This is a genomic window from Comamonas sp. CMM02, from assembly GCF_014851485.1.
Lineage (GTDB): Bacteria > Pseudomonadota > Gammaproteobacteria > Burkholderiales > Burkholderiaceae_C > Comamonas > Comamonas avium.
Map to the genome: position 1 here is coordinate 174,409 of NZ_JACUZW010000005.1, position 24,274 is coordinate 198,682.

Genomic DNA, 24,274 nt, shown 5'->3' on the forward strand with positions numbered 1-24,274 from the left:
GCAACATTGATAGCTGATAGCGCTTGCCTGACAAAGATTGCACAATCAAAAGCATTTAAAAACCAGGCATGACAAGCGCAGTCAGCTCTTGTTTTCAAAGCGCATCTGATCCACACTTTCCCCACATGGCATAACGCACAGGCACAATTGCACCATGTCCTTGCCTGCCAAGTCTGAAGAGCCTTCTGCGTTAGCCACCACACCCGCGCCTGCTTTGGTGCGCCGCTGGTACACACGCTGGCTGCTGCGTGCTTTGGCCGTCACGTCACTGGGTCTGGGCATCCTGGGCGTATTCATTCCGGGCCTGCCCACCACCGTCTTTATCTTGATTGCAGGCTGGGCCGCCATGCGCAGTTCCCCGCGCATGCATGCATGGCTGTGGAACCACCCATTGTTTGGCCCCATGCTGCAGAACTGGCAGGCAGGCGGATTTGTCAGCCGCCGCGCCAAACGCAGCGCTGCGGCCATGATGGCCGTGTGTGCCGTCATCCTGTGGCTGACACCCACCCCACTGTGGGCACGCATACTGGCCTGCACCTGCATGGCCATCGTTCTGGTCTGGTTGTGGCTGCGCCCTGAGCCTGCATAAGCTTGGATTGCTCCACTTTTTCGCTGCAACTTCCAAATCAGTGAAAAATCCATGTATATAATCTAGGTCTTGTTCCCTGATAGCTCAGTTGGTAGAGCGACGGACTGTTAATCCGCAGGTCCCTGGTTCGAGCCCAGGTCGGGGAGCCAACAAGATTTTTAGTTTTGCTCACGCAAAACTTGCCAACATATTCCCTGATAGCTCAGTTGGTAGAGCGACGGACTGTTAATCCGCAGGTCCCTGGTTCGAGCCCAGGTCGGGGAGCCAAATATTGACGCCTTGCAATTCATCAAGGCACCACCAAAGTGTATTCCCTGATAGCTCAGTTGGTAGAGCGACGGACTGTTAATCCGCAGGTCCCTGGTTCGAGCCCAGGTCGGGGAGCCAAATATTGACGCCTTGCAATTGATCAAGGCACCACCAAAGTGTATTCCCTGATAGCTCAGTTGGTAGAGCGACGGACTGTTAATCCGCAGGTCCCTGGTTCGAGCCCAGGTCGGGGAGCCAAATAAAAAGCCAAGCATTCAAAGATGCTTGGCTTTTTTATTGCCAGCATTTTTATGCCTGCTCAAGCTGAACCAGGCGCACCTCGCATTCAAGCGGCCCGCACAATTCCCACAGAAGCGGGCGCTGCGCCCAGCACGGGCTGCGGGGTCGACTCAAGCCGGTTGGGCACCGCAAACTTGGTCGCAATTTCTTGCACAGGGTCCACCACCACAGGTCCGCTCTTTCGCGCCTCCCAATGTGCAATTTCATCTTCCAGACGGCGCGCGCGTTCTGCATACATCTCTGCAGATGCCTGGTAGTGCTCGGCAGCAATGGTATGTTCCAGCACCGCCATGCGTGCTTCTTGCAAGTAGGCCCGCGCCCGGCGGATATAGCGGGGTTCTGCGCCAAAAAGACTCAGTGAAAACATGGTTCAGCCTCCTTCGTCCGCATCTGTCGAAGCCACATCTGATAATGCCTTCGAAGACACTGGTGCAACCATAGTCTGCCGTCATCGCGTCGCATGTCCCCATAGGACAACGATAGATGTAGGAGCAACCCTGTCATGCATCCCAACAAGGCGATGACACCGTGCAAGCACGTCAACATTCATAGTTTTGATAGCAACAATGCAAGAGCCAACCTTAATCTGGCTAGAAGCTGATGATGATTTCCCCCCGGTTAATCTGGCTTGGGGTGAAGACAGTCCCCTGCCTGGCTTGCTGGCAGCAGGCGGCTCTTTAGATGCAGCCCGGCTGCAAACGGCCTACCGCAACGGCATCTTTCCATGGTTCAGCCCGGGGCAGCCCAATCTGTGGTGGTCACCCGATCCGCGCATGGTGCTCAAAACAGCCGACTTTCGCCTGCACCCATCGCTGCGCAAAACAGTGCGCAAGTTCATTCGCATGCCCGGCTACGAAGTGCGGATTGACACCCAATTTCGCCAGGTCATAGAGCATTGCGCCCATGTGCCGCGCAATGGCCAAAATGGCACGTGGATTGTGCCCAGCATCATGGATGCGTACTGCGATCTGCACCAGCAAGGTCTGGCACACAGCGTTGAGACATGGGTCAACGACAAGCTGGTGGGCGGCCTGTACTGCGTGGCGCTGGGTCAGGCGGTGTATGGTGAATCGATGTTTGCCCACGCCACCGATGCCTCCAAGGTAGCGCTGGCGGCTCTGGTGGCACTGTGCCGCCACCACGGTGCCACACAAATCGATTGCCAGCAGGCAACGCCGCACCTGGCATCCTTGGGTGCGCATGAACAGGCGCGCACCGATTTTCTGGCTGAGGCGGCCATTCAGCAGCAGCAGCCCGCCATGGATTGGACATTCCGCCCCGTATACTGGGATTCGCTTTGTTGAAGGCTTTCACTGCATGACACAGCTCAATGACCTGCCGCACTACAACTTGCAGTTCTATGCCACTGCCCCCTACCCATGCAGCTATCTGCCTGAGCAGGAGGCTCGCTCCCAAGTTGCAGCACCCAGTCATGTGATCCAAAGCGAGGTGTATTCGGCGCTTGTCACCCAGGGCTTTCGCCGCAGCGGCTTGTTCACCTACCGGCCTTATTGCAGCCACTGCAAGGCTTGCCAGCCTTTGCGCGTACTGGTCAACGAATACCGTCCTACCCGCAGCCAGCGCCGCGCTGCCAAACAGCATGCGCTGCTGGACGTCAATGTGCAGCGACTGCATTTTTCACAAGAGCACTACGACCTGTACCAGCGCTACCAGCATGCACGCCACAGTGGCGGCGGCATGGACCAGGACAACGTCGAGCAATACACCCAGTTTCTGCTGCAAAGCCGCGTGGAAACGCGCTTGGTGGAGTTCCGTGACCCTGAGGCTGACAACGCATTGCGCATGGTCTCCATCATTGACTGTCTGGAAGACGGGCTGTCAGCGGTCTACACTTTTTATGATCCAGAACCGGGCACCAGCTATGGCACCTTCAATGTGCTGTGGCAGATTGCCTTTGCCCGCAGCATGGGGCTGCCGTATGCCTACCTGGGCTACTGGATCGAGCATTCCCCAAAGATGCGCTACAAAGCGCAATTTCATCCGTACGAGGTTTTACGCGACAGTCTGTGGCATCGCGTCGACAAAAGCTAAGTCTTGAGGCGCGATGCGGCAGCCAACGCCAAAGATGTGCACGATAGCGACGAGTGGCGGCTAGAATCCGCCCATCTTTGCCCCCTGGATTCCCCATGAAGAAAAACGATCACGACGCGCCCGCCAAACCCAGTGTTCAAGTGCTGGAGCGCATGTTTGTCCTGATCGACGTACTGGCCTCGCGCGAAGAAGCAGTTTCCTTGAAAGAAATCAGCGAAAAAACTGGCCTGCACCCCTCCACGGCACACCGCATCCTCAACGATCTGGCCGTGGGCCGTTTTGTCGACCGCCCAGAATCGGGCAGCTACCGTCTGGGCATGCGCCTGCTGGAGCTGGGCAACCTGGTCAAAGCCCGCCTGAGCGTGCGCGAGACGGCGCTGCCCGGCATGCGATTGCTGCACAAGCAAATCCAGCAGCCCGTGAATTTGAGCGTGCGCCAGGGCGATGAGATTGTGTATGTGGAGCGCGCCTACAGCGAACGCTCGGGCATGCAGGTGGTGCGAGCCATTGGCGGCCATGCCCCGCTGCACCTGACGTCTAACGGCAAGCTCTTTCTGGCAGCCGACGAACCCCAGCGTGTGCGTGCCTATGCCATGCGCACGGGGCTGGCTGGCAACACCCACAACAGCTTGACGCAGCTGCCCCTGCTGGAGCGCGAACTGAACAAGGCGCGCGAAACCGGCGTGGCTTACGACAACGAAGAGCTGGAGCTGGGTGTGCGCTGCATGGCCGCAGGCATTTATGACGATCAGGCCAAGCTGATTGCAGCCTTGTCGATCTCTGCCCCTGCTGATCGCCTGGACGAAAGCTGGCTGCCCAAGCTGCAAAGCACCGCGTTTGAAATTTCGCAGGCCCTGGGTTTTCGCGGCAGCGCTTACCACCAGCGCTAAAAGCGCTGCGGCAAGCCCTCGCTGCACGCTTGCATCGCATCTTGAATGAAATCTAGCCCTGTCGTTCTTTCAGGGCGTGCAGCAGCCTTGAACCCTGCGCTCCTCGTACTAGGACAACGCTAGCGACAACGACAACAACCGGCCTTGCGCCGGTTGTGTGTTTTCAGCGCCGCGCTAAGCCGTCGCCAGCGACAGCTCCCGAAAGTCTGCAAACGCCAGCGCTTGCGGAAAATCATGCACGCGGTCGGTGCCAAAGCCTGAGGTAAACCATGCAAAACGCACGCCCGCTGCGTGCGCACAGCCTGCATCTGCGTGTGTATCGCCAAAAAACACGGCCTCTTGTGGCAACACCTGCATCTGCGACAAGGTATGCAGCAGCGGCTCAGGCGCAGGCTTGGCAATGCCACAGCTGTCGCGCCCCGTGACCACGCTGAACAGCTCCAAAATACCCGCAGCCTCCAGCCCCTTGAGGGCCAGCGCATATTGCTTGTTGGTGCACACGCCCAGCGCAACACCTTGCGCCTGAGCAGCATGCAGCCAGTCCAGCACGCCGTCATACAGAGGCGCTGCACCAGCGGGCTGCGCGGCGTAAAAGCGCTCAAACAGAGCACCAGCTTGCGCGTGGCCGCCTGCGGGCAGGGGCACGCCGCGCTCTTTGAGCACGTCCACCATCAGATCCGCCGCCGTGCCAAACATATTGGGCATGCGATAGCCCTGCGGCAGTGGCGCATAGCCCAGGTGTTCCAGCGTATGGCTGGCCGCCGAAATAATGACCTGCTCGGTATTGAGCAAGGTGCCATCCATATCAAACACCATGGCGCGCACGCCATTCCAATCGATTGTCTGCACTGTGTTGTTCATCAAAGCCATGCTCGCCATTGTCAGCGCAAGTGACTGCCTTGCGCCTTGTAGCGCCACAAAGCCAACCTACAAGCCACCTTAAAAATAAGAGCTACCAGCGCTTACACACCATTCATTTCAGATAGTTTTATATCTGAAACTATTGATTTATAAGCGATAGCAGCTATCTTTTAAAAAATCACACATGCCGCTTGACGTGTGTGCCAGGCTCTGGGGGCAAGCTGGCATCGGCCTGGGCATGCAAGGCGGCAATCAAATTGCACGGTGCCTGGTGGCCATCACACAGTACTTTGAGCGATTGCAGCTCTTTTTCCAGCGCGCGCAGCTCTTGCAGGCGCTGGCGCACATGCTGCAGGTGCGCATTGATCGTGGCCGTGGCGGCGTGGCAGTCGGCAGGGTTTTGCCAGTCCAGCGCCAGCAAGGTGCGCACCTCGTCCAGCGACATGTCCATGGCCCTGCACATGCGTATGAAACGCAGGCGATGCAAGTCCCCATCGTTGTAAAGACGGTAATCGTTATCCTGGCGCATGGCGGGTGCCAGCAGGCCTTCTTTTTCGTAATACCGGATGTTGGCCGCCGATACGCCTGTGCGTTTGGCCGCTTCCCCTATGCGCAATGCTGTCATGGGCTTGACCTTCAAGTAACTTTCAACTTTCCAATCATGGCATGAACACCAAACACATGCACTCCAACTGCTGTGCGCCTGCCACACCGCACAAGCACGATCACAGCCATCACGACGACGGCGACAGTCATGACCATGGACACGACCATGGCGTGCTGCCCAGCTGGCCACGCATCAGCGCGGCACTGGTCATGGCACTGCTGGCTGAAATATCCCACTGGTTCACACCGCAGTACGCTGGCCTCGAATACGCCGGCATGGCACTGGCCGTGCTGGCCATTGGTCTGGCTGGTCTGGGCGTGTACAAGGCGGGCATCCAGAGCCTGATGCAATTGCGGCTGGGCATTCATGCCTTGATGGCAGTGGCTGTTACCGGCGCTTTCCTGATTGGACAGTGGCCCGAGGCAGCCATGGTGATGGCGCTCTACGCCGCTGCCGAGCGCATTGAAGACCAGGCCATGGACCGCGCCCGTCTGGCCATCCGCAACCTGCTGTCCCTGGCACCTGACACCGCCCAAGTACTGCAGCCCGATGGCAGCAGCCAAACCATGGCCACCGCCGACGTGCCCACAGGAGCCACGGTGCTGGTCCCTCCGGGTGCACGCATTGCGCTCGATGGCGCCATCACCGCAGGGCGCAGCAGCGTAAACCAGGCACCCATCACCGGCGAGAGCGTGCCCGTAGACAAAGCCCCGGGCGACACCGTCTGGGCTGGCAGCATTAACCAGCAGGCAGAGCTGCAGGTACAGGTGACGGCGGCCACGGCCGATTCCATGCTGGCACGCATCGTCAAGGCGGTGGAGCAGGCACAAGCGAGCAAAGCGCCCACCCAGCGTTTTGTGGATCGCTTTGCCGCCATCTACACCCCCATCGTCATGGCGCTAGCGATCTTGCTGGCCGTGCTGGCACCGCTGTTCTTTGGCTGGACATGGATGGATGCGCTCTATCAGGCGCTGGCCCTGCTGGTCATCGCTTGCCCTTGCGCTCTGGTGCTGTCCACCCCCGTCACGGTGGTCAGTGCCTTGACAGCCGCTGCACGCCAGGGGGTCTTGCTCAAAGGCGGCAGCGCGCTGGAAGCTGCCCGCAAGCTGCGCACCATTGCGCTGGACAAAACCGGCACCCTCACCACTGGCAAGCCTGCCCTGGTGGAGTGGAGCGTGCTGAACGACGCGCTTTCCAGCGCTGATGCGGCCTTGCTGACCTGGTCCATTGCGTCGCGCTCTGACCACCCGGTCTCGCATGCCATTGCGCAGGGATTGCAAGTCGACACCGTCACCGCCTCTACAGCGCAAGATCTGCAGGCCTTAGCCGGGCGCGGCGTGCAGGCGCACATCGACGGGCAGACCTACTACCTTGTCAACCTGCGCTGGGCGCAAGACCACCAGCTGGACACCCCAGAGCTGCAGCAAGCCGTACATGCCCACAGCAGCCTGGGCCGCAGTGTGAGCTTGCTGGCTACCGAGCAACAGGTGCTGGCGGTATTTGCCGTGGCAGATACCTTGCGATCCCATGCCAAAGAAGCTGTGCAACAGCTCAAGGCGCTGGGCATCACCCCCATCATGCTCAGTGGCGACAACCCTGATGCTGCACGCGCCATGGCGGCACAGGCTGGCATCACGCAGGCAGAAGGTGGCCTGCTGCCAGAAGACAAACTCCAGCGCCTGCGCCAGTTGCAGCAAGAAGGCCCTGTGGGCATGGTGGGCGATGGCATCAACGACGCTCCGGCACTGGCGCAGGCCGACATGGGCTTTGCCATGGGCGGCGCGCACAGCACCGGCATGGCCATGGAGACCGCTGACGTCGTACTCATGCACGACGATCTGCGCCGCCTGCCTGATACCGTGCAGCTGTCCCAGCGTGCACACCGCGTGCTGTGGCAGAACATTGCACTCTCACTGGGCATCAAGCTGGCCTTCTTCATCCTGGCCGTTGCAGGTGCTGCCAGCATGTGGCTGGCGGTACTGGCTGATATGGGAGTGAGCTTGCTGGTGGTAGCCAACGGTTTGCGCTTGCGCCGCATTAAAAGCAAAAAATCAGCCTCTTGAAAAAGACGGCTGCATAATCTGTGCGCCCAAAAAACACAACGCGCACAGATTCCTGCACACCATGAAGCACACCCCCACCCCACCGGCTGCGTCCCCTGCACCTACACCGCACACCACGCTGGAAGACGCCGCCGCCATCGTCACCGGGGTGCTCATGATCTCCGTGGGCGTCGCTCTGTTCAAGCAGGCAGGCCTGGTGACTGGAGGCATGGCGGGTCTGGCCTTTGCCCTGCACTACGCCAGCGACGTGGGGTTTGGTGTGTGGTTCTTTGTACTGAACCTGCCGTTTTACTGGCTGGCCGTCAAAAAAATGGGCTGGGCTTTCACGTTCAAAACCTTCTGCGCGGTGGGCCTGCTGGCTGTGGTGTCCGAGTTGCAGCCGCATTTTCTGCAGCTGCAAAGCGTGCAGGCACCTTACGCCGCCGTGGTCGGCGGCATTTTGATGGGCGTGGGCATGCTGGTGCTGTTTCGCCACCGCTGCAGCATTGGCGGCCTGGGAATTGCTGCCCTTTATCTGCAGCAACGTTACGGCTGGCGTGCAGGCTATGTGCAGATGGGTCTGGACTGCATCATCTTGCTCAGCGCCTTCTTCATCGTCGATCTGCAGCAGGCGCTGTGGTCCATTGTGGCTGCGCTGACGCTCAACCAGGTACTGTCCATGAACCACCGCCCCGGCCGTTACGGCAGCTAAGCACCCGCCTCGCCTGCGCTGCCGGCTGGTGACTGACTACTCAGCGCCAGCCACGGCTGGCATGGCCAGATCAGGCACAAAAACCAAGCACGAGGAACTTTTCCACGGCTCTGGCATCATTTACCTCTATGCGCCGCGTCCTGCCCCTGCTCATGATTTTGCTGCTGACCCTGCGCGGTCTGCTGGGCGATGCCATGGCCATGGGCACCCTCCCCCAGGCCGTGCCGCACATGTCGGCCGCCAGCGCTGTGCAGCCCCACGCCGATTCGCATACAAATTCCCAAGCTGACCACCAGAGGCTGGCAGCCAGCCCTGCCGGCGATGTGCACAGCATGGGCTCCAGCCAGCATGCCGCCGCCGCCGCTGACATGCTCCCCGGCACAGAGCACTGCGCCACCACAACACCCTCAGCACCTGGATGCGCAGGCAGCCACCACAGCACGCCCTGCGCAGCCTGTGGTATTTGCCATTCCGTGCTGTCTTCTCCCGCAGCAGTGGCCCCTGCCCATGCCCTGCCTGCCCATGCAACACCTGCCAGCGCGCAGGCTCGCTTTGCCAGCGCAGCTTTGCTGCAAGCCATCAAGCCACCCATCGCCTGAGACCTGATACCCAAAGTGCGTCCGCAGTTTGCTGTTTGCTCAAGGCAAGCGCTGCTGCCGACGCTTGGTTTGTCTTGTCGCAGGAGATTGCAGCATGCGCACCGCGCCCCTTGTTACCCCGTGGCTGCTCGCTTTGAGCGTTGCACCCGCTTGGGCTATGGCCCAAAACCCACCGCCTTCCAACGCCCCCGTTGCTGAATCTGCAGCGCAGCAACGCGCACTGGTGCATACGCCGCTGCCCGCCAGCGCAGCCATCGTTGCCAGCCCGCAAGACTGGCGTGCCGCACATGCCGCCGTGGCTCAATTTCCACGCGGTCACGCCGATGTGGTGCGCTGGGAAGCGGCTAAAAAAACGGCCTCGAATCCAGCCGCAGCGCCGGCAGCGACGGCTCCGGCCATTTCTCAGGTTACGCAGGGTGCGCAGGCTGCACAGCCTGCAGCTGCCTGCCCGATGATGGCGAACATGCCCACTGGCTCCCATGGTGAAACGGCAACAAACACGCCTGCTGGCACCCGGGCCAACGCACCCAGCAGCGCGCACCACCACGAAGGCCAGCCATGAAGCGCCAAACATTCCGCCTCACAAGCTTGCTGGGCGCACTGGTGCTGGCAGGCTGCGCCAGCGTAGCCCCCGATGGCCTGCGCAGCGCCGTGGACAGCCACACCGCCGCCCGGCTGCCTGCGGGCAGCAGCCTGCCCACGCCCGAAGGCAGCGACACCGCCGAGCAGCAGCAAGCCACCCACACACAAATCGCTCAGTGGCTGAGCCAGCCTGTTGATGCCGACACCGCCGTGCGCATTGCCCTGCTGCGCAATCCAGGCCTGCAGGCCCAGCTGGCACAACTGGCGCGACAAGATGCCCAGCGCGCCCAGTCGCTCACCTTGTTCAACCCCACGCTAACACTGGGCCGCTTTGTTAACGGCCATGAGCGAGAGATTGAACGCCAGCTCAGCTTTAACCTCGTACAGCTCATCACCTTGCCGTGGCGCAGCCGCTGGCAAGGCTGGCAGCTGGAACAAGCCACGCTCACTGCCGCCCAGCAAGTGCTGCTGCACGCCGCCGATACGCGCCGTGCCTGGCTGCGTGCAGTGGCCGCCCAGCAAAGCCTTCAGGCGGCCGAGCGCATGCACGACGCTGCCGCCGTGGGCGGTGAGCTGGCCCGGCGCATGGCCCTGGTGGGCAACTTCAGCAAGCGAGATCAGGCGCAAGAGCTGCGCGTTCAGCACGATGCCGCCGCGCAGTTGGCCCGAGCCCGGCTGACTGCTGCGCTGGAACGCGAGCAGCTGGCGCGCCTGATGGGCCTGTGGGGCCCTCAGGCAGACTTTGCTCTGCCCGCACAACTGCCTGCTCTGCCTGCGGCAAATGCACTGCACACCGGCGCCGACGCCGAAGCCACGGCACTGCACGAGCGGCTGGACGTGCGCGCCCTGCGTCGCGATCTGGACACCACCGCTGACCGCAGTGGATTCACCCGCGTGGGGGCACTGTTCGGTGACATTGGTGCCAGCTACAGCCGCAACACCAGCACCGACCGCGCCACACGCCACGACGAAGTCACGCGCGGCTGGGAGCTGGACATTCCCCTGCCCCTGTTCGACTGGGGCGGTGTGGCCGCTGCGGGCACACGCGCACAGCTGCAGCACAGCAGTGCCCTGCTGCGTGATGCTGCCCTGCGCGCCCGCAGCGAGGCGCGCACCAGCTGGCTGCGCTACCGCACCGCCTGGGATCTGGCACAGCAGCAGCGCACGGAAGTGCTTCCGCTGGCTCAGCAGATGCAGGAAGAAGCCGTGTACCGCTACAACGGCATGTTCATCAGCACCTGGCAGCTGCTGGCCCAGGCACGCAGCACCGCTCAGGCGGTGACCACAGCCACCGATGCCCAGCGCGACTTCTGGCTGGCTGATGTGGATCTGCAGCTGGCGCTCTACAGCACATCGCCCGGCGCTGCTGCCGCAGCACCCGCCAGCAGCACTGCTGCCTCCACCGACACCCCAGCACAAGGCCACTGATATGCAACGCCGCACCTTTTTCACCGGCGCAGCCACTGCAGTGGCTGCAGCTTCCGTCAGCCGCGTCGGCATGGCAGCGCTGCCCGAGCCCGTCATGCAAAACAGCGCAGACACCGCCGCGCCGCTGACGCCACCCAATGGCCGCCCTTACCGCCCGGTGGTCACACTCAACGGCTGGACCACCCCCTGGCGCATGAATGCGGGCGTCAAAGAATTTCATCTGGTGGCCGAGCCCGTGGTGCGAGAAGTGGCACCCGGCTTCTTCGTCAACATGTGGGGCTATAACGGCCAGTCTCCCGGCCCCACGATTGAAGTGGTGCAAGGCGACAGGGTGCGCATCTTTGTCACCAATCGCCTGCCTGAGAACACCACCATCCACTGGCACGGTCAGCGCCTGCCCAATGGCATGGATGGCGTGGGCGGACTGAACCAGCCGCACATTCCGCCGGGCAAAACCTTTGTCTATGAGTTTGAAGCGCGCCGTCCCGGCACGTTCATGTACCACCCGCACTCCGACGAAATGGTGCAGATGGCCATGGGCATGATGGGGCTGTGGATCACCCATCCGAAAGGCAAGCACCCCTTGATTGACGAAGTAGAGCGTGACTATGCTTTCCTTTTGAGCGCCTACGCGGTAGAGCCCGGCGCCATGACGCCGCGCATCAACGAGATGACGGACTTCAACATCTGGACTTTTAACAGCCGCGCCTTCCCAGCCATCACACCCATGGTGGCCAGACAAGGCGACCGGGTACGCATTCGCGTGGGCAACCTGACCATGACCAATCACCCCATGCACATCCATGGCCATGAGTTCGAGGTGACGGGCACAGACGGCGGCCCCACCCCCAGGGGATCGCGCTGGCCCGAGGTGACAGCCGACGTGGCCGTGGGCCAGATGCGGCAGGTGGAATTCAAGGCTGACGAGCCCGGTGACTGGGCCTTTCACTGTCATAAGAGCCACCACACCATGGGTGCCATGGGCCACGACGTGCCCACCATGATTGGCGTGGACCACCGAGGTCTGGTGGGCAAGATACAGAAAATCGTCCCTGACTACATGCTCATGGGCGAGCGCGGCATGGGCGATATGGGTGCCATGGAAATGCCCCTGCCCGATAACACCTTCCCCATGATGACTGGACAAGGTCCTTACGGCCCCATCGAAATGGGCGGCATGTTCACCACCTTCAAGGTGCGCAAAAACCTGGGTGCCAATGACTACAAAGACCCGGGCTGGTACCAGCAACCCAAGGGCACGCAAGCCTATGAGTGGCAAGGTGCACCGCTGGATGCACAAGCCCCACGCCAGACCTCGCCCGGCACAGCACCGGGCGCGCCCAGCGTACGCAAGCCCGCCTCCAATCCCCCAGCCGGCAGCCACAGCCAGCATTGACAGGAGTCACACACCATGAAAACTCTGAACTTCGTAGCTGCCAGCATTTTGCTTGCGGGATCGAGCGCCGCTTTTTCTCATGGCAGTGAAAGCCATGCCCCGGCAGGGGCCGTGACCAAAGAGCAAAAAGCATGGGGCATTGCAGACGATGCCCGCAACGCCCAGCGCACCATCACCCTGAGCATGACGGACGATATGCGCTTTGCCCCCAGCAATTTCAGCGTAAAAAAAGGCGAAACCGTGCGCCTGCGTGTCGTCAATCAGGGAGCCCTGATGCATGAGGTGGTGCTGGGCACCAAAGCCTCACTGGATGAACACGCACAAATGATGCTCAAGTTCCCCGGCATGGAGCATGCGGAACCCTATATGGCCCACGTAGCACCCGGCACCAGTGAAGACTTGGTGTGGAATTTCAACCGCACCGGGCAGTTTGACTTTGCCTGTCTGATCGCAGGCCACTACCAGTCCGGCATGACCGGCACATTCACCATCACCGAATAAAGAAAGGACTCCCCATGACCATTACCACCAACACCACCCGCCGCCACGCCCTGCACCTGCTGGCCGCTGCTGCTGGCGTCGCCGCCTTGCCAGCAATCGCTGCCCAGCCAGCCAAGACACCCATGGAAGTCTGGAAAGACCCGAACTGCGGCTGCTGCAAAGACTGGATCGAGATCATGGAAAAATCCGGCTTTGACGTCAAAGTGCACGAAGTGGGCAACTCTGGCGTGCGCGCCAAGCTGGGCCTGCCTGCGCAATACGGCTCCTGTCACACCGCGCTGGTGGGCGGTTACGTCGTCGAAGGCCACGTACCTGCGGCCGACGTGCGCAAGCTGCTGCAAGAAAAGCCCAAGGCGCTGGGCATTACCGCACCCGGTATGCCCATTGGCAGCCCCGGCATGGATGGCCCCGAATACGGTGGCCGTAAAGACCCGTATGACGTGCTGCTGATCACCAAGAACCTGATGGGCAACAACGTCAGTGCCCGCGTATTCACCAGCTACCGCTAAACAAAGGAGGCTGCATGTCCGCTTTCACTACTTTACGCATGCTCTCCAGCGCCACAGCACTGGGCTGGCTGCTGGCCGCCCAGCCAGCGCTTGCCCAGCCAGCGGCTGACCACAGCGCCCACGCTGCGCAGGCCGCAGCCCCCAGTGCCGCGCCAATTGCTGCACCCAGCGCAGACTTGACCGAGGGCATCATCACCCGCGTAGATGCCCGCAGTGGCAAGCTCACCATCCGCCACGGCGAAATCACCAACCTGGGCATGCCGCCCATGACCATGGTTTTCGCCCTGAAAGACCCCGTGCAGGCACAGTCGCTGCAGCCTGGTGCCAAGGTGGCTTTTCGCGCAGAAGACACGGGCGGTGGCAGCCTGCTGATCACGCATATCGAGACTGCCCCTCAGTAAGGCACTGCGCTCTTGCCGCACAGCGTGCAGACACCTTGACACCGGCGTCTGCACGCATCCTCTTGACGCTTTGCAAACGGGTACGGAGCCAGTCTGCGCAACACCTCTGTTGCCTGTCAGCGTGGGCATTGAAACCGCCCCATCTGGCACAGATGCAAAGAAAAAAAGCAGCCCGAAGGCTGCTCAAACACTTCCCCTCAGCTTTGCCAAAAAACGTTATTGCAAAAATGCAGGTTTTGCGTAACCCGCAAACTTGGTATCCACTACCTTCTTGAAATCGATCGAGCGGAAAGCTTCTTCCAGGTCCTTGGCCCACTTGGCATTTTGGTCCTTGGTCTTCACGGCCACAATATTCAGATAGTGGTCAGGTGTCTTTTCCAGCAACACTGCCTCCGTCAGCTTCAGGCCCGAAGAGATGGCAAAGTTGCCATTGATGATGGCGAACTGCGCGTCATCCAGCGAGCGCGGCAGATGGGCCGCATCCAGCGGCAGCAGCTTGATCTTTTTAGGGTTCTCGGCCAAATCCAGCTCAGACACGCGCAGCGGATTGACACCTTCCTTGATTTTGATCAGCCCAGCCTGCTGCAGCAGCAACAAGGCTCGCGCCAGGTTGCTGGCATCGTTGGGCAAAGCCACTTTGTCGCCCTCTTTCAGATCTGCCAGGCTTTTACGTTGCTTGGAGTACACGCCCATGGGTGCAATCGGTCCTTGCACCAGAGCTTTCAGGTCCAGCTTGCGGTCGCCCTTGAAGTGGTTGAAATACACCTCGTGCTGAAAGAAATTGGCATCAAGCGAACCATCGGCCAACGCCAGATTGGGCTGCACGTAGTCGTTAAATTCCACCAGCTTGACTTTGTAGCCCTTGGCCTTGAGCAACGGCACGATGCCCGCTTGCAGCTGGTCGATGTTGGAACCCGCCGTGCCACCAATGATGAGCTGTGGCTTGCTGGCATCCTGTGCCAGCACAGGTGCGCAGGCCAACGCAGCCAATGACAGCGCGGTGGCAGTTAGAACACGGCGGCGGGTGTGAAGTTGGAACATGTTGTCTTGTCTCCTGGTTGGTTATGCATCACGCCACGAATCTGTGGCGCTGATGCATCCAGTATCAGCAGATGAGCGCCAAGCTCCAACAAATAAAAAATCTTCTACATATGCCAATGACTTATGAAGAGCCTGTGCAGCATAGACAATCAGCCGCGCTGCGGGCACAACATCGCACCAGCAAGCGGCGTCAAAGCCATCACGGCACGCTGTGGCGCACCGGGTGATGTCAGCCCATGCGCGCACCAGCGCTTGATTTGCGTCAAGACCGCCCTGTGGCGCAATGCATGGATGCCCCCATGTTTGGTCATGCCCCCCATGCCGACCCGTGAAGCGATGCCGATGCACAAACATGGTGCACTGGCAAAGAAGCATCTCCAAAATGGTGCGCCACCGAGACAAACCGGTAAAACCTGCCTATCTTTTATGCAAGCTGGGCAGTAAAGTGCAGCGCAAGTGTGGGCATCTACATACAGCGCACACTATCCAAATGCTTGTACCATGAGCGCCAAACAGCCATTTGCATGACTCCATGCAATATGCACATGATCGGTGCATAGGCTTTCTATCTGCCAAGCCCAACCCCCGGCTTTGCAAGCACACAACGAATTCCAAACTTCAGGAGGGCTCCTCTTATGCAAGAAACCCCTATATCTACGCCACAACGCATTGGCGTGCCTCGGGAAACTTTTCCACTCGAAAAACGCGTGGCCGCCGTGCCCGACACAGTGGAAAAGCTGATCAAACTTGGTTTTCAGGTTGCCATTGAATCAGGGGCCGGTGACGCCGCCCACTTCAGTGATGACGCCTACCGCGCAGTGGGTGCAGACATCATCGACAGCGCTGCCGCGCTATGGGCGGGGTCGGACATTGTCTTGAAGGTGCGCCCCCCACACGGCGAAGAAGTGGCTCTGCTGCGCCAAGGCGGCACGCTCATCAGCTTTATCTGGCCTGCGCAGCACCCCGAGCTGATGGCCCAGCTGGCCTCCAAGCAAGCGACTGTGCTGGCCATTGACTGCCTGCCGCGCACGCTCAGCCGTGCGCAGAAGATGGATGCACTGACCTCTACCGCAGGTGTCTCTGGCTACCGCGCGGTGATTGAAGCTGCCAACGCTTTCGGCCGTTATTTCAACGGTCAGATTACGGCTGCTGGCAAGGTACCACCAGCCAAGGTGTTCATTGCTGGCGCTGGCGTGGCAGGTCTTGCTGCGATTGGCACGGCAGCCAATCTGGGAGCCATCGTGCGCGCCAACGACACGCGCGCTGAAGTGGCAGACCAAGTCAAATCACTGGGCGGCGAGTTCGTCAAGGTGGACTACGAAGAAGACGGCGCCGGCGGTGGTGGCTACGCCAAGGTGATGAGCGAAGGCTTCCAGGCCGCGCAACGAGCCATGTACGCACAGCAGGCCAAAGATGCCGACATCATCATCACCACGGCGCTGATCCCCGGCAAGCCCGCACCCAAGCTGATTACAGCCGAGATGGTGCAGAGCATGAAACCTGGCAGCGTGATTGTGGACATGGCCGCCGAGCAAGGCGGCAACTGTGAGCTGACCGTGCCCGACCAAGCTGTCGTGCGCCACGGCGTAACCATCATTGGCTATACCGACTTGCCTTCGCGTCTGGCCAAGCAGTCATCCACGCTGTACGCCACCAACTTGCTGCGCCTGACCGAAGAGCTGTGCAAAGCCAAAGACGGTGTGGCAGTGGTGAATATGGAAGATGAAGCCATCCGTGGCCTGACCGTCATCAAAGACGGCGCTGTCACGTGGCCTGCGCCACCCTTGAAGGCAGCGCCCGCCCCCGCACCCAAGGCAGCGGCTGCGCCCCTGGAGCAAAAGAAATCCGGTCACGGTCATGGCAGCAGCGGCCCGCTGCCCGCCAAGACGCTGGCCATCATCTTTGCCGTGGCTGCCATGGCGTTCTGGGTGATCGGTGCCTATGCCCCTGAAGCTTTCCTGGGCCACTTCACGGTGTTTGTGCTGGCCTGCTTCATTGGCTACATGGTGGTGTGGAACGTGACCCCCGCGCTGCACACGCCGCTGATGAGCGTGACCAACGCGATCTCCAGCATCATCGCCATTGGTGCGCTGGTGCAGATCGCCTCTCCTGCAGCGGGCCTGGATGGCCGCCCTGACAGCCTGATCACCTGGCTTGCCTTCGCTGCGCTGGTGCTCACTGCAGTCAACATGTTTGGTGGCTTTGCCGTGACACGCCGCATGCTGGCCATGTTCCGCAAATAACCCGAAGAACAACAAGAGGAAAGAATTTCAATGTCCCAAAGTCTTGCAACGGTCGCCTACCTCGGTGCGGCCATTCTCTTTATCTTGAGTCTGGGCGGCCTGTCCAACCCGGAAACCTCACGCCGTGGCAACCTGTTTGGCATGCTGGGCATGGCACTGGCCATTTTGGCCACCGTGTTTGGCCCACGCGTGACCGCCGACGGCATCGCCTGGATTGTGGCGGCGCTGGTCGTGGGTGGCGGCATTGGCTTGTATGCAGCCAAAACCGTGAAGATGACTCAGATGCCCGAGCTGGTTGCCTTGATGCACAGCCTGGTCGGTCTGGCCGCCTGTTTGGTGGGCTTTGCCAGCTATGTAGACACGTCGATCCAGCTGGAAGGCGCAGAAAAAGCCATCCATGAGATGGAAATTTACATCGGCATCTTGATCGGTGCAGTCACGTTCTCTGGCTCGCTGATTGCGTTTGGCAAGCTCAACGGCAAGATTGGCGGCAAGCCCCTGTTGCTGCCTGCGCGCCACTGGCTGAACCTGGCAGCGCTGCTGATCGTCATCTACTTTGGCTATGCATTCATGCAGGCCCCCACCGTACAAGCCGGCATGCCCGCGCTGGTCATCATGACCGTGATAGCCCTGCTGTTTGGTGTACACATGGTGATGGCCATTGGCGGTGCGGACATGCCAGTCGTGGTGTCCATGCTCAACAGCTACTCCGGCTGGGCTGCTGCGGCTACCGGCTTCATGCTGGGTAACGATCTGCTGATCATCACCGGGGCACTGGTGGGTTCGTCCGGCGCCATCCTCAGCTACATCATGTGCCAGGCCATGAACCGCAACTTCATCAGCGTGATCGCCGGTGGCTTTGGCTCCGGCGCACCCAAGAAAAAGGCAGCAGATGGTGCGGCCGCTGAACCACAAGGCGAAGTAGTGCCCGTCACCAGTGCCGAAACTGCCGAGCTGCTGCGCGATGCCAAGCGCGTCATCATCGTGCCCGGCTATGGCATGGCGGTGGCCCAGGCCCAGCACACCGTGTACGAAATCACTAAAACATTGCGCGAAAAAGGCGTGCAGGTGGAGTTTGCCATCCACCCCGTGGCAGGTCGCATGCCTGGTCACATGAACGTGCTGCTGGCCGAAGCCAAAGTGCCTTACGACATCGTGATGGAGATGGACGAAATCAACGCCGACTTCCCCCAAGCCGACGTGGCCATGGTGATTGGCGCCAACGACATCGTGAACCCCAGCGCGCTGGACGACCCTGACAGCCCCATTGCTGGCATGCCGGTGCTGGAAGTGTGGAAGGCCAAGCACTCCATCGTGATGAAGCGCTCCATGGCCTCTGGCTACGCCGGCGTAGACAACCCCCTGTTCTACAAAGAAAACAACCGCATGCTGTTTGGCGATGCCAAGAAGATGCTCGACGAGGTGCTGACTGCCTTGCGTGCTTGATTTGCTGCGGCACTCAACGTAGCCAGTCAAAAAAAGCGCCTGTGGTTTTGGCCACAGGCGCTTTTTGCATGCACTGACGCTCTTGAAGGCCATGGCCCGCAGCAGCAGGACCGTGCACGATTTAGCTGCGCAACTGCGTAAAAAGCTGGCTCCATGCTTGTTCTGGCAAAGGCAGCAAGTTCATTGAACGCAGCATCAGCGCCCCCTCCAAAGCGCACAGCCGCAAAATTTCTTGCTGGCCTTCAGGCGTGGCGGCAGAGAGATCGGGAAAACTTTCGGCATACCATTTGCGCAGGTACTCACGGCTTTCAGGCTCCTGGCTCATTGCCAGCGACATGGTCCCAATGCGCTGGTTCACTGCGGTGTCTGCAGTGGTGACGGCATCGACATAGGCCGCCACGCAAGAAGCGCCTGCCAGCTTGGCGGCGTTAAAACGTGCTTCATAACCGCTGTCCAGGTGTTCATACAGCGCCGTAAGCAGCGCTTCCTTGGTACCAAATGCACTTTGCACGCCACCCTTGCTCACCTTGGCCGCTTTGGCAATGGCATCGAACGACAGCGCTCCCGCACCACGTGTGCGAATGATGTGCTCCGCTGCGTCCAGCAGACTGGCTTTGTCAATCGATGGCTTTCTTCCCATATTGTCTTTTCCAAAAAATAAAAAAACGCCCGCACTAAAATACGATTGTATTTAAATAATTGTATTGAGGAATCGTATGAAGTTCCAGAGCCGATGGCTAACTCTGGCGATTGTTTCTGCAGCGCTGTTCCTGGTCGTGATTGACATGACCGTGCTGTACACCGCGCTGCCCAGCTTGGCGCAAGCCTTGCACACGACAGCTTCAGAAAAATTATGGATTCTGAACGCTTACTCGCTCGTGATGGCAGGCTTGATGCCTGTGATGGGGGCGCTGGGGGACCGCCTGGGCCACCGCCGCGTGTTTATCTTTGGCATGGTCACGTTTGGTGTGGCCTCCATGCTGGCCGCCTTTGCACCGACTGCAGCCATGCTGATTGCAGCGCGTGCACTGCTGGCTGTGGGCGGTGCAGCCATGATGCCTGCAACCATTGCCATCATCCGCACTAGTTTTCAGGATCCCAAAGAGCTGGCGCTGGCCATTGGTATCTGGGCTGCCATTGCTTCTGGCGGGGCAGCTATTGGCCCACTGCTTGGCGGCGCGCTTTTGGAGCACTTTTGGTGGGGCTCGGTGTTTTTGATCAATGTGCCCATCATTGGCGTGGCGACCTTGCTGGCGCTGCACTATGTGCCTGTCCGGGCCGGTAACCCAGACATCACCATCGACCTTGCCAGCTGCTGGCAAAGCATGCTGGGCATCATCGCCTTGGCCTATGGCATCAAAGAGTTCGCCAAGCCCGACAGCCACAGCCTGCTGGCATGGTCTGCACTGCTTTTTGGGGCCCTGCTGCTGGCCGTATTCATTCGCCGGCAGCTGCGCATTCCTCGCCCGCTCATTGATTTGCGCCTGCTTTGTGCTGCACCGATTGCCACAGGCATGCTGGTGGCGCTGATTGCTTCCATGACGCTGATTGGCTTTGAGCTGGTGTTGAGCCAGCGCCTGCAGCTGGTTGCGGGCAAGAGCCCATTAGAGGCTGGTGCCTTTGTGCTGCCGATTTCGCTGGGGTCGTTCTTCGCAGGCCCGCTGGCCGGGGCCTTGATTGGCCGGGTGGGCAGCGTGCGGGTGATTGTTGCGGGTCTGTGCATGACGGCGCTGGGCATAGCGGGCTACATGTTCTTGCGTGACGCCAGTGTCTGGGCGCAGGTGCTGATCCTGGCCTTGTGCGGCATCGGCATTGGCTCCAGCCTCACGGCATCCAGCACCCTGGTCATGAGCAATGTGGCTGAAGACCGTGCAGGCATGGCCGGCTCTGTGGAAGGCGTTGCCTACGAGTTTGGCGGGGGCTTTGGTGTCACCATATTTGGCTCCATCATGACAGCCGTCTACGTTGCGAATGTGCAAGAAATGGGGCTGTCCCACATGGCGGGCAGCAGTCTGGATGAAGCCCACACCTACGCACAGGCGCACCCGGGCGCAAGCCAGGCACTGGCCAGCGCCATGCAAGCTTTTGAAGCCTCATTCACGTGGGTGAGCGCGCTTGTGGCCGCCATGCTCTTTGGCCTGGCATGCATGGTGCTGCTCAACCGAAAAAAGCTCCCTACGCGGTAGACACATGCCCGCCGACTTCGCAGATGAATCCAGATATTCAGGCTGACGAGCAGCCACCCGGCACCTGCTGACTGCCATCTGCAAAAAAAGGGCTGCCAACTTGGCAGCCCTTTTTTATACCTTCAGCGCCAGATGGCTGGCAATCGCGATCACTGCAAAGCAGCAGGCTTCATGTAACCCACAAACTTGGTATCAACCACCTGCTTGAATGCTGGTGAGCGGTAGGCTTCGGCCAGATCCTTGGCCCACTGGGTGGTTTCGTTGCCGGTCTTCACGGCCACAACGTTCAGGTACTGATCAGGGGTTTTCTCCAGCACCACCGCCTCTTGCAGCTTCAGACCGGAAGAGATGGCGAAGTTGCCATTCACCACCACAAAGTCAGCATCTTCCAGCGCGCGGGGCAGATGTGCGGCATCCAGAGGCAGGAACTTGAGCTTGTGCGGGTTTTCAGCCAGGTCCAGCTCAGAAACGCGCGCCGGGTTCACACCAGCTTTGATCTTGATAAGGCCAGCGTTTTGCAGCACCAGCAAGGCACGCGCCAGATTGCTGGGGTCATTGGGCAGGGCCACACGGGCACCAGATTTGAGTTCATTGAGGCTCTTGAACTTCTTGGAGTACACACCCATCGGGGCCACAGGGCCTTGGGCAATCGCGCTGAGGGCCAGCTTGCGGTCTTTGGTGAACTGATCAAAGTAGGCGCGGTGCTGGAAGAAATTGGCGTCCAGTGACCCATCGCTCAATGCCAGATTGGGCTGCACATAGTCATTGAACTCAATGAGCTTGACCGTATAGCCCTTGGCCTTGAGCTGGGGCACGATGCCTTCTTGCAGCAAGTCGTAGTTGGAGCCTGCGGTGGCACCAATGCGCAGATTTTTCTTGGCTGCATCCTGCGCCATCGCTGGCGCAGCCAGCACACCCGCCATGGCCAGCACAGCAGCAGTCAATACAGCGCGGCGGTCAGCACCAGCCTTGAAGAAAAAGCGATCAGACATGAATAACTCCCTGAGATGAATGAACGTGGGCATGCGTCAAAATGCGCGCAGCGCCACGCCGTCAAGTGCGGTGAGTATGGTGCAGGCAAGGGTAAGCCCTAAAGAATAAAACACCATCTGTTTATTCTCATATCAGCATAAAACCATCTTCTCCGAGGGAGGCACAGCTTGACAGACAGCACCCACACCCACCTCTTGAATCACGATGGGCATATTGCCCGTGTGCAAGGCATCACCGTTGGCCACTTCACCAGCCAGCAGCGCCCCACAGGCTGCAGCGTGGTGCTGTGCCCCGAAGGCGCCGTCGCCGGTGTGGATGTGCGCGGTGCGGCACCCGGCACCCGCGAAACAGACTTGCTGCACCCCAGCAACCTGGTGCAGACCGTGCACGGCATTGTGCTGGCCGGTGGCAGCGCCTGGGGCTTGGACAGCGCCACCGGCGCAGTGCGCTGGCTGGAGGAGCAAGGCGCGGGGCTGAACATCGGGGTGGGCCGCATTCCGCTGGTGCCTGCTGCCGTGCTGTTTGATGTGATGCTGGGCGATATGGAAATCCGTCCAGATGCCGCTGCTGGCTATGCCGCCTGCCAGGCCGCATCCAGCGCACGCCCGGCAGAGGGCAGTGTTGGAGCCGGTGCCGGAGCGGTGATTGGCAAGATTTTTGGCTGGCAGCGCGCCATGAAGGGCGGTATTGGCACTGCCAGCCTGACCGTGCGTGGAGTGACGGTAGGTGCGCTGGTGGCCTGCAACGCACTGGGTGACGTTTTCAACCCTTACACCGGCCAGTTGCTTGCTGGTGCGCGCACCCCCGATGGTCAAGCGCTGCTCAATGCGCGTGATGCCTTGCTGCATGGTCTAGAGCCGCAACCCATTTTGGCGGGCAGCAACACCACGATTGGCGTGGTGGCCACCGATGCCGTCCTGACCAAGCCCCAGGCCCACCGAATGGCTGTCACCGCGCACGATGGGCTGGCCCGCAGCATCAACCCCGTGCACACCATGAGCGACGGCGACACGCTGTTTGCACTGGCTACCGGCCAAAGTGGCCAAACGCTGGGCATGATGACGCTGTCCACCATGGCCGCCGAAGTGGTGGCCATTGCCACAGCACGCGCCGTGCTGCTGGCGCAATCCATGCCCGTACCCCAGCAAACCGTACTGCCCAGCTGGCAGGAGCTGAACCACCACAGCATGCAGGGTGAGCGCGATAAATGAACCCACGATTGGCAGCGCAATCTGAAACGGTTCCTGCGGCTGATGTCAATGCAATGCAGTGCAGTGCACTGCAATACAGCGCAGCTTTATTTTCTAAATAAAAAAAGAGCACCTACCGCTTACTGAATAAGCCTTTCACATATAAATCATATGAAAAACCATATACAGCAAGCGTCAGGCGCTCACTTTTAAAAAACCCAGCCTGAACTTTCACCCCAGCACCTCGCAGAATGGGTTCAAAAATATACGCACCACCACTGACATGGCACAGGCTACGGCCGCTCAAAGCAGTGATACACCTCAGGGGTAGAGTCGCTTTTCAGGCCGCCGCTACAAGGCCATTAATCCACCGTGGCTCCAGAAGCCTTCACCACGGGTGCCCATGTGCTCACCTCCTGGCGGATGAAGTTGCTGAAATCCTTGGGGCTGTTCTTTTCTGCCACGGCGCCCAGTTTTTCGTAAGCCAGCTTCACTTCAGGTTTGTCAAACGCCTGGTTCATCACCAGATTGAGCTTGTCCACCACCTCTTTAGGTGTGCCCTTGGGTGCAATCAGGCCGAACCACGAGGTCACATCAAACGGTGCCACACCACTTTCTTCCAGCGTAGGCACATTGGGTGCCGAAGGTGAGCGGGTTTTGGTCGTCACAGCCAGCGCCTTGAGCTTGCCCGACTGCACATGCGGCCAAGAGGCTGGCATGTTGTCAAACATGAACTGCACCTGCCCGCCGATCAAATCCGTCACTGCAGGGGCGCTGCCCTTGTAAGGCACGTGCTGTGTTTTCAGACCCGTGCGCACCTTGAACATCTCGCCGGCCATGTGAATCGATGTGCCACTGCCCGAAGAGGCATAGGCAATCTTGTCGTCATTCGTGCGCGCCCACTCAATGAATTCCTTGACGTTATTGGCCGGCACGCTGGGGTGCACCACCAAAATATTGGGCACCTTGGCACCCAGCGCCACCGCTTCAAAATCGCGGTTCAAATCAAACTTGATCTTGGGGTACAGCGTCTGGTTGATGGCGCTGGTCACGGCCACAAACAGCAAGGTGTAGCCATCAGGATCGGCGGCCTTGACCACCTCGGTGGCAATATTGCTGCCACCACCCGGGCGGTTTTCAATGATGAAACTCTGCCCCAGCGACTGTGTCAGCTCCTTGGCCATGATGCGTGCCACCACGTCGGTGGTGCCACCCGCTGAAAAGCCCACCACGATACGCACAGGCTTGCTGGGGTAACTGTTTTGTGCAAATACCGCCAACGCGCTGGCAGCCAGCAAACCCACGCCCATTTGCGCCACACGGCGACGCTGAAAAAGACCAGAAAAAGACATCAGAAACGCTCCCAGCTTGCAACTTCTTATTACGTTGACTTGCGTCAAAAAAGTCAATATACAAACCATGTAACGACTATTGATCTGGGGTTTACCCAGTCCACG

24 protein-coding genes and 4 tRNA genes are annotated in these 24,274 nt (G+C 59.9%); 21 read left to right on the top strand and 7 right to left on the bottom strand.

Annotated features, from left to right (window positions below; translation table 11 throughout):
• Positions 1 to 154 precede the first annotated feature (154 nt).
• The 5 genes from IB213_RS16120 to IB213_RS16140 all read left to right on the top strand — a co-directional run bounded on the left by IB213_RS16120 (position 155) and on the right by IB213_RS16140 (position 1,096).
• Positions 155 to 589: a YbaN family protein gene (locus IB213_RS16120; RefSeq protein WP_191721320.1), complete on the top strand. Its 435-nt coding sequence runs from the start codon at positions 155 to 157 to the stop codon at positions 587 to 589.
• Between the two features lie 73 nt (positions 590 to 662).
• A tRNA-Asn gene (locus IB213_RS16125) sits at positions 663 to 738 on the top strand.
• A 42-nt stretch (positions 739 to 780) separates the two neighbouring features.
• Positions 781 to 856 (top strand) — tRNA-Asn (locus IB213_RS16130).
• A 44-nt stretch (positions 857 to 900) separates the two neighbouring features.
• Positions 901 to 976: transfer RNA gene (locus tag IB213_RS16135), tRNA-Asn, on the top strand.
• A gap of 44 nt (positions 977 to 1,020) precedes the next feature.
• A tRNA-Asn gene (locus IB213_RS16140) sits at positions 1,021 to 1,096 on the top strand.
• An 88-nt stretch (positions 1,097 to 1,184) separates the two neighbouring features.
• Here the strand turns inward: IB213_RS16140 and IB213_RS16145 are convergent.
• The gene (locus IB213_RS16145; RefSeq protein WP_191721804.1) at positions 1,185 to 1,505 is read right to left on the bottom strand and encodes a hypothetical protein; all 321 of its coding nucleotides are present in this window, start codon (positions 1,503 to 1,505) and stop codon (positions 1,185 to 1,187) included.
• A gap of 199 nt (positions 1,506 to 1,704) precedes the next feature.
• Here IB213_RS16145 and aat point away from each other — a divergent pair, with 199 nt between their 5' ends.
• The 3 genes from aat (at position 1,705) to IB213_RS16160 (ending at position 4,080) form a co-directional block, all read left to right on the top strand.
• A complete protein-coding gene (gene aat, locus IB213_RS16150; RefSeq protein ID WP_191721319.1) occupies positions 1,705 to 2,442 on the top strand; it encodes a leucyl/phenylalanyl-tRNA--protein transferase in 738 nt (245 codons plus the stop codon).
• A gap of 13 nt (positions 2,443 to 2,455) precedes the next feature.
• Entirely contained in the window at positions 2,456 to 3,190 is a 735-nt protein-coding gene (locus IB213_RS16155) for an arginyltransferase (protein ID WP_191721318.1), read from the top strand.
• Between the two features lie 95 nt (positions 3,191 to 3,285).
• A complete protein-coding gene (locus IB213_RS16160) occupies positions 3,286 to 4,080 on the top strand; it encodes an IclR family transcriptional regulator (RefSeq protein WP_191721317.1) in 795 nt (264 codons plus the stop codon).
• A gap of 174 nt (positions 4,081 to 4,254) precedes the next feature.
• Here IB213_RS16160 and IB213_RS16165 read toward each other — a convergent pair whose 3' ends face one another.
• Together IB213_RS16165 and IB213_RS16170 are read right to left on the bottom strand one after the other, a co-directional pair.
• Positions 4,255 to 4,929, bottom strand: coding sequence for an HAD hydrolase-like protein (locus IB213_RS16165; protein WP_192407812.1), 675 nt, complete (start codon positions 4,927 to 4,929; stop codon positions 4,255 to 4,257).
• A gap of 190 nt (positions 4,930 to 5,119) precedes the next feature.
• Positions 5,120 to 5,566, bottom strand: a complete 447-nt coding sequence (locus tag IB213_RS16170) for a MerR family transcriptional regulator (protein WP_191721315.1) — start codon at positions 5,564 to 5,566, stop codon at positions 5,120 to 5,122.
• Positions 5,567 to 5,607: 41 nt separating this feature from the next.
• On the opposite strand from IB213_RS16170, the gene IB213_RS16175 reads away from it, so the two are divergent.
• From IB213_RS16175 to IB213_RS16215, 9 genes are all read left to right on the top strand, one after another.
• Positions 5,608 to 7,611, top strand: a complete 2,004-nt coding sequence (locus IB213_RS16175) for a cation-translocating P-type ATPase (protein WP_192407815.1) — start codon at positions 5,608 to 5,610, stop codon at positions 7,609 to 7,611.
• A gap of 61 nt (positions 7,612 to 7,672) precedes the next feature.
• Positions 7,673 to 8,302, top strand: a complete 630-nt coding sequence (locus IB213_RS16180) for a YitT family protein (RefSeq protein WP_191721313.1) — start codon at positions 7,673 to 7,675, stop codon at positions 8,300 to 8,302.
• Positions 8,303 to 8,430: 128 nt separating this feature from the next.
• A complete protein-coding gene (locus IB213_RS16185) occupies positions 8,431 to 8,901 on the top strand; it encodes a hypothetical protein (protein WP_192407817.1) in 471 nt (156 codons plus the stop codon).
• Positions 8,902 to 8,995: 94 nt separating this feature from the next.
• Positions 8,996 to 9,463: a hypothetical protein gene (locus IB213_RS16190; RefSeq protein ID WP_192407820.1), complete on the top strand. Its 468-nt coding sequence runs from the start codon at positions 8,996 to 8,998 to the stop codon at positions 9,461 to 9,463.
• Positions 9,460 to 10,911: a TolC family protein gene (locus IB213_RS16195; RefSeq protein ID WP_192407822.1), complete on the top strand. Its 1,452-nt coding sequence runs from the start codon at positions 9,460 to 9,462 to the stop codon at positions 10,909 to 10,911. The genes IB213_RS16190 and IB213_RS16195 overlap by 4 nt, the downstream gene beginning before the upstream one ends.
• 1 nt (position 10,912) lies before the next feature.
• The gene (locus IB213_RS16200; protein ID WP_192407824.1) at positions 10,913 to 12,307 is read left to right on the top strand and encodes a multicopper oxidase family protein; all 1,395 of its coding nucleotides are present in this window, start codon (positions 10,913 to 10,915) and stop codon (positions 12,305 to 12,307) included.
• Between the two features lie 15 nt (positions 12,308 to 12,322).
• Positions 12,323 to 12,808: a plastocyanin/azurin family copper-binding protein gene (locus IB213_RS16205; protein WP_191721308.1), complete on the top strand. Its 486-nt coding sequence runs from the start codon at positions 12,323 to 12,325 to the stop codon at positions 12,806 to 12,808.
• A gap of 14 nt (positions 12,809 to 12,822) precedes the next feature.
• Entirely contained in the window at positions 12,823 to 13,317 is a 495-nt protein-coding gene (locus IB213_RS16210; protein ID WP_192407827.1) for a DUF411 domain-containing protein, read from the top strand.
• Between the two features lie 14 nt (positions 13,318 to 13,331).
• On the top strand, positions 13,332 to 13,718 hold the full coding sequence (locus tag IB213_RS16215; protein ID WP_225561162.1) for a copper-binding protein: 387 nt from the start codon (positions 13,332 to 13,334) through the stop codon (positions 13,716 to 13,718).
• 216 nt (positions 13,719 to 13,934) lie between these two features.
• On the opposite strand, the gene IB213_RS16220 is transcribed toward IB213_RS16215, so the two are convergent.
• Positions 13,935 to 14,759: a MetQ/NlpA family ABC transporter substrate-binding protein gene (locus IB213_RS16220; RefSeq protein ID WP_191721306.1), complete on the bottom strand. Its 825-nt coding sequence runs from the start codon at positions 14,757 to 14,759 to the stop codon at positions 13,935 to 13,937.
• Positions 14,760 to 15,394: 635 nt separating this feature from the next.
• Here IB213_RS16220 and IB213_RS16225 point away from each other — a divergent pair.
• Together IB213_RS16225 and pntB are read left to right on the top strand one after the other, a co-directional pair.
• The gene (locus tag IB213_RS16225; RefSeq protein ID WP_192407829.1) at positions 15,395 to 17,002 is read left to right on the top strand and encodes a Re/Si-specific NAD(P)(+) transhydrogenase subunit alpha; all 1,608 of its coding nucleotides are present in this window, start codon (positions 15,395 to 15,397) and stop codon (positions 17,000 to 17,002) included.
• Between the two features lie 30 nt (positions 17,003 to 17,032).
• On the top strand, positions 17,033 to 18,448 hold the full coding sequence (pntB, locus tag IB213_RS16230) for a Re/Si-specific NAD(P)(+) transhydrogenase subunit beta (RefSeq protein ID WP_192407836.1): 1,416 nt from the start codon (positions 17,033 to 17,035) through the stop codon (positions 18,446 to 18,448).
• 121 nt (positions 18,449 to 18,569) lie between these two features.
• Here the strand turns inward: pntB and IB213_RS16235 are convergent, their stop codons facing one another.
• On the bottom strand, positions 18,570 to 19,088 hold the full coding sequence (locus tag IB213_RS16235; protein ID WP_191721303.1) for a TetR/AcrR family transcriptional regulator: 519 nt from the start codon (positions 19,086 to 19,088) through the stop codon (positions 18,570 to 18,572).
• A gap of 76 nt (positions 19,089 to 19,164) precedes the next feature.
• On the opposite strand from IB213_RS16235, the gene IB213_RS16240 reads away from it, so the two are divergent.
• Positions 19,165 to 20,634 (top strand): MFS transporter, encoded by a 1,470-nt coding sequence (locus IB213_RS16240; RefSeq protein WP_192407838.1) that lies wholly within the window; start codon positions 19,165 to 19,167, stop codon positions 20,632 to 20,634.
• A gap of 149 nt (positions 20,635 to 20,783) precedes the next feature.
• Here IB213_RS16240 and IB213_RS16245 read toward each other — a convergent pair whose 3' ends face one another.
• Complete coding sequence (locus IB213_RS16245) at positions 20,784 to 21,626, bottom strand: MetQ/NlpA family ABC transporter substrate-binding protein (protein ID WP_191721301.1); 843 nt, start codon at positions 21,624 to 21,626, stop codon at positions 20,784 to 20,786.
• Between the two features lie 168 nt (positions 21,627 to 21,794).
• Between IB213_RS16245 and IB213_RS16250 the strand changes: the two genes are divergently transcribed.
• On the top strand, positions 21,795 to 22,838 hold the full coding sequence (locus IB213_RS16250) for a P1 family peptidase (protein WP_192407840.1): 1,044 nt from the start codon (positions 21,795 to 21,797) through the stop codon (positions 22,836 to 22,838).
• 341 nt (positions 22,839 to 23,179) lie between these two features.
• On the opposite strand, the gene IB213_RS16255 is transcribed toward IB213_RS16250, so the two are convergent.
• Positions 23,180 to 24,169: a tripartite tricarboxylate transporter substrate binding protein gene (locus tag IB213_RS16255; protein ID WP_191721299.1), complete on the bottom strand. Its 990-nt coding sequence runs from the start codon at positions 24,167 to 24,169 to the stop codon at positions 23,180 to 23,182.
• Between the last annotated feature and the right edge of the window lie 105 nt (positions 24,170 to 24,274).

Excerpts from the sequence above, each read along its gene's own strand:
- IB213_RS16120 (WP_191721320.1), top strand. The coding sequence starts at position 155 with ATGTCCTTGCCTGCCAAGTCTGAAGAGCCTTCTGCGTTAGCCACCACA.
- IB213_RS16145 (WP_191721804.1), bottom strand. The coding sequence starts at position 1,505 with ATGTTTTCACTGAGTCTTTTTGGCGCAGAACCCCGCTATATCCGCCGG.
- aat (WP_191721319.1), top strand. The coding sequence starts at position 1,705 with ATGCAAGAGCCAACCTTAATCTGGCTAGAAGCTGATGATGATTTCCCC.
- IB213_RS16155 (WP_191721318.1), top strand. The coding sequence starts at position 2,456 with ATGACACAGCTCAATGACCTGCCGCACTACAACTTGCAGTTCTATGCC.
- IB213_RS16160 (WP_191721317.1), top strand. The coding sequence starts at position 3,286 with ATGAAGAAAAACGATCACGACGCGCCCGCCAAACCCAGTGTTCAAGTG.
- IB213_RS16170 (WP_191721315.1), bottom strand. The coding sequence starts at position 5,566 with ATGACAGCATTGCGCATAGGGGAAGCGGCCAAACGCACAGGCGTATCG.
- IB213_RS16175 (WP_192407815.1), top strand. The coding sequence starts at position 5,608 with ATGAACACCAAACACATGCACTCCAACTGCTGTGCGCCTGCCACACCG.
- IB213_RS16180 (WP_191721313.1), top strand. The coding sequence starts at position 7,673 with ATGAAGCACACCCCCACCCCACCGGCTGCGTCCCCTGCACCTACACCG.
- IB213_RS16185 (WP_192407817.1), top strand. The coding sequence starts at position 8,431 with ATGCGCCGCGTCCTGCCCCTGCTCATGATTTTGCTGCTGACCCTGCGC.
- IB213_RS16190 (WP_192407820.1), top strand. The coding sequence starts at position 8,996 with ATGCGCACCGCGCCCCTTGTTACCCCGTGGCTGCTCGCTTTGAGCGTT.
- IB213_RS16195 (WP_192407822.1), top strand. The coding sequence starts at position 9,460 with ATGAAGCGCCAAACATTCCGCCTCACAAGCTTGCTGGGCGCACTGGTG.
- IB213_RS16200 (WP_192407824.1), top strand. The coding sequence starts at position 10,913 with ATGCAACGCCGCACCTTTTTCACCGGCGCAGCCACTGCAGTGGCTGCA.
- IB213_RS16205 (WP_191721308.1), top strand. The coding sequence starts at position 12,323 with ATGAAAACTCTGAACTTCGTAGCTGCCAGCATTTTGCTTGCGGGATCG.
- IB213_RS16210 (WP_192407827.1), top strand. The coding sequence starts at position 12,823 with ATGACCATTACCACCAACACCACCCGCCGCCACGCCCTGCACCTGCTG.
- IB213_RS16215 (WP_225561162.1), top strand. The coding sequence starts at position 13,332 with ATGTCCGCTTTCACTACTTTACGCATGCTCTCCAGCGCCACAGCACTG.
- IB213_RS16220 (WP_191721306.1), bottom strand. The coding sequence starts at position 14,759 with ATGTTCCAACTTCACACCCGCCGCCGTGTTCTAACTGCCACCGCGCTG.
- IB213_RS16225 (WP_192407829.1), top strand. The coding sequence starts at position 15,395 with ATGCAAGAAACCCCTATATCTACGCCACAACGCATTGGCGTGCCTCGG.
- pntB (WP_192407836.1), top strand. The coding sequence starts at position 17,033 with ATGTCCCAAAGTCTTGCAACGGTCGCCTACCTCGGTGCGGCCATTCTC.
- IB213_RS16235 (WP_191721303.1), bottom strand. The coding sequence starts at position 19,088 with ATGGGAAGAAAGCCATCGATTGACAAAGCCAGTCTGCTGGACGCAGCG.
- IB213_RS16240 (WP_192407838.1), top strand. The coding sequence starts at position 19,165 with ATGAAGTTCCAGAGCCGATGGCTAACTCTGGCGATTGTTTCTGCAGCG.
- IB213_RS16245 (WP_191721301.1), bottom strand. The coding sequence starts at position 21,626 with ATGTCTGATCGCTTTTTCTTCAAGGCTGGTGCTGACCGCCGCGCTGTA.
- IB213_RS16255 (WP_191721299.1), bottom strand. The coding sequence starts at position 24,169 with ATGTCTTTTTCTGGTCTTTTTCAGCGTCGCCGTGTGGCGCAAATGGGC.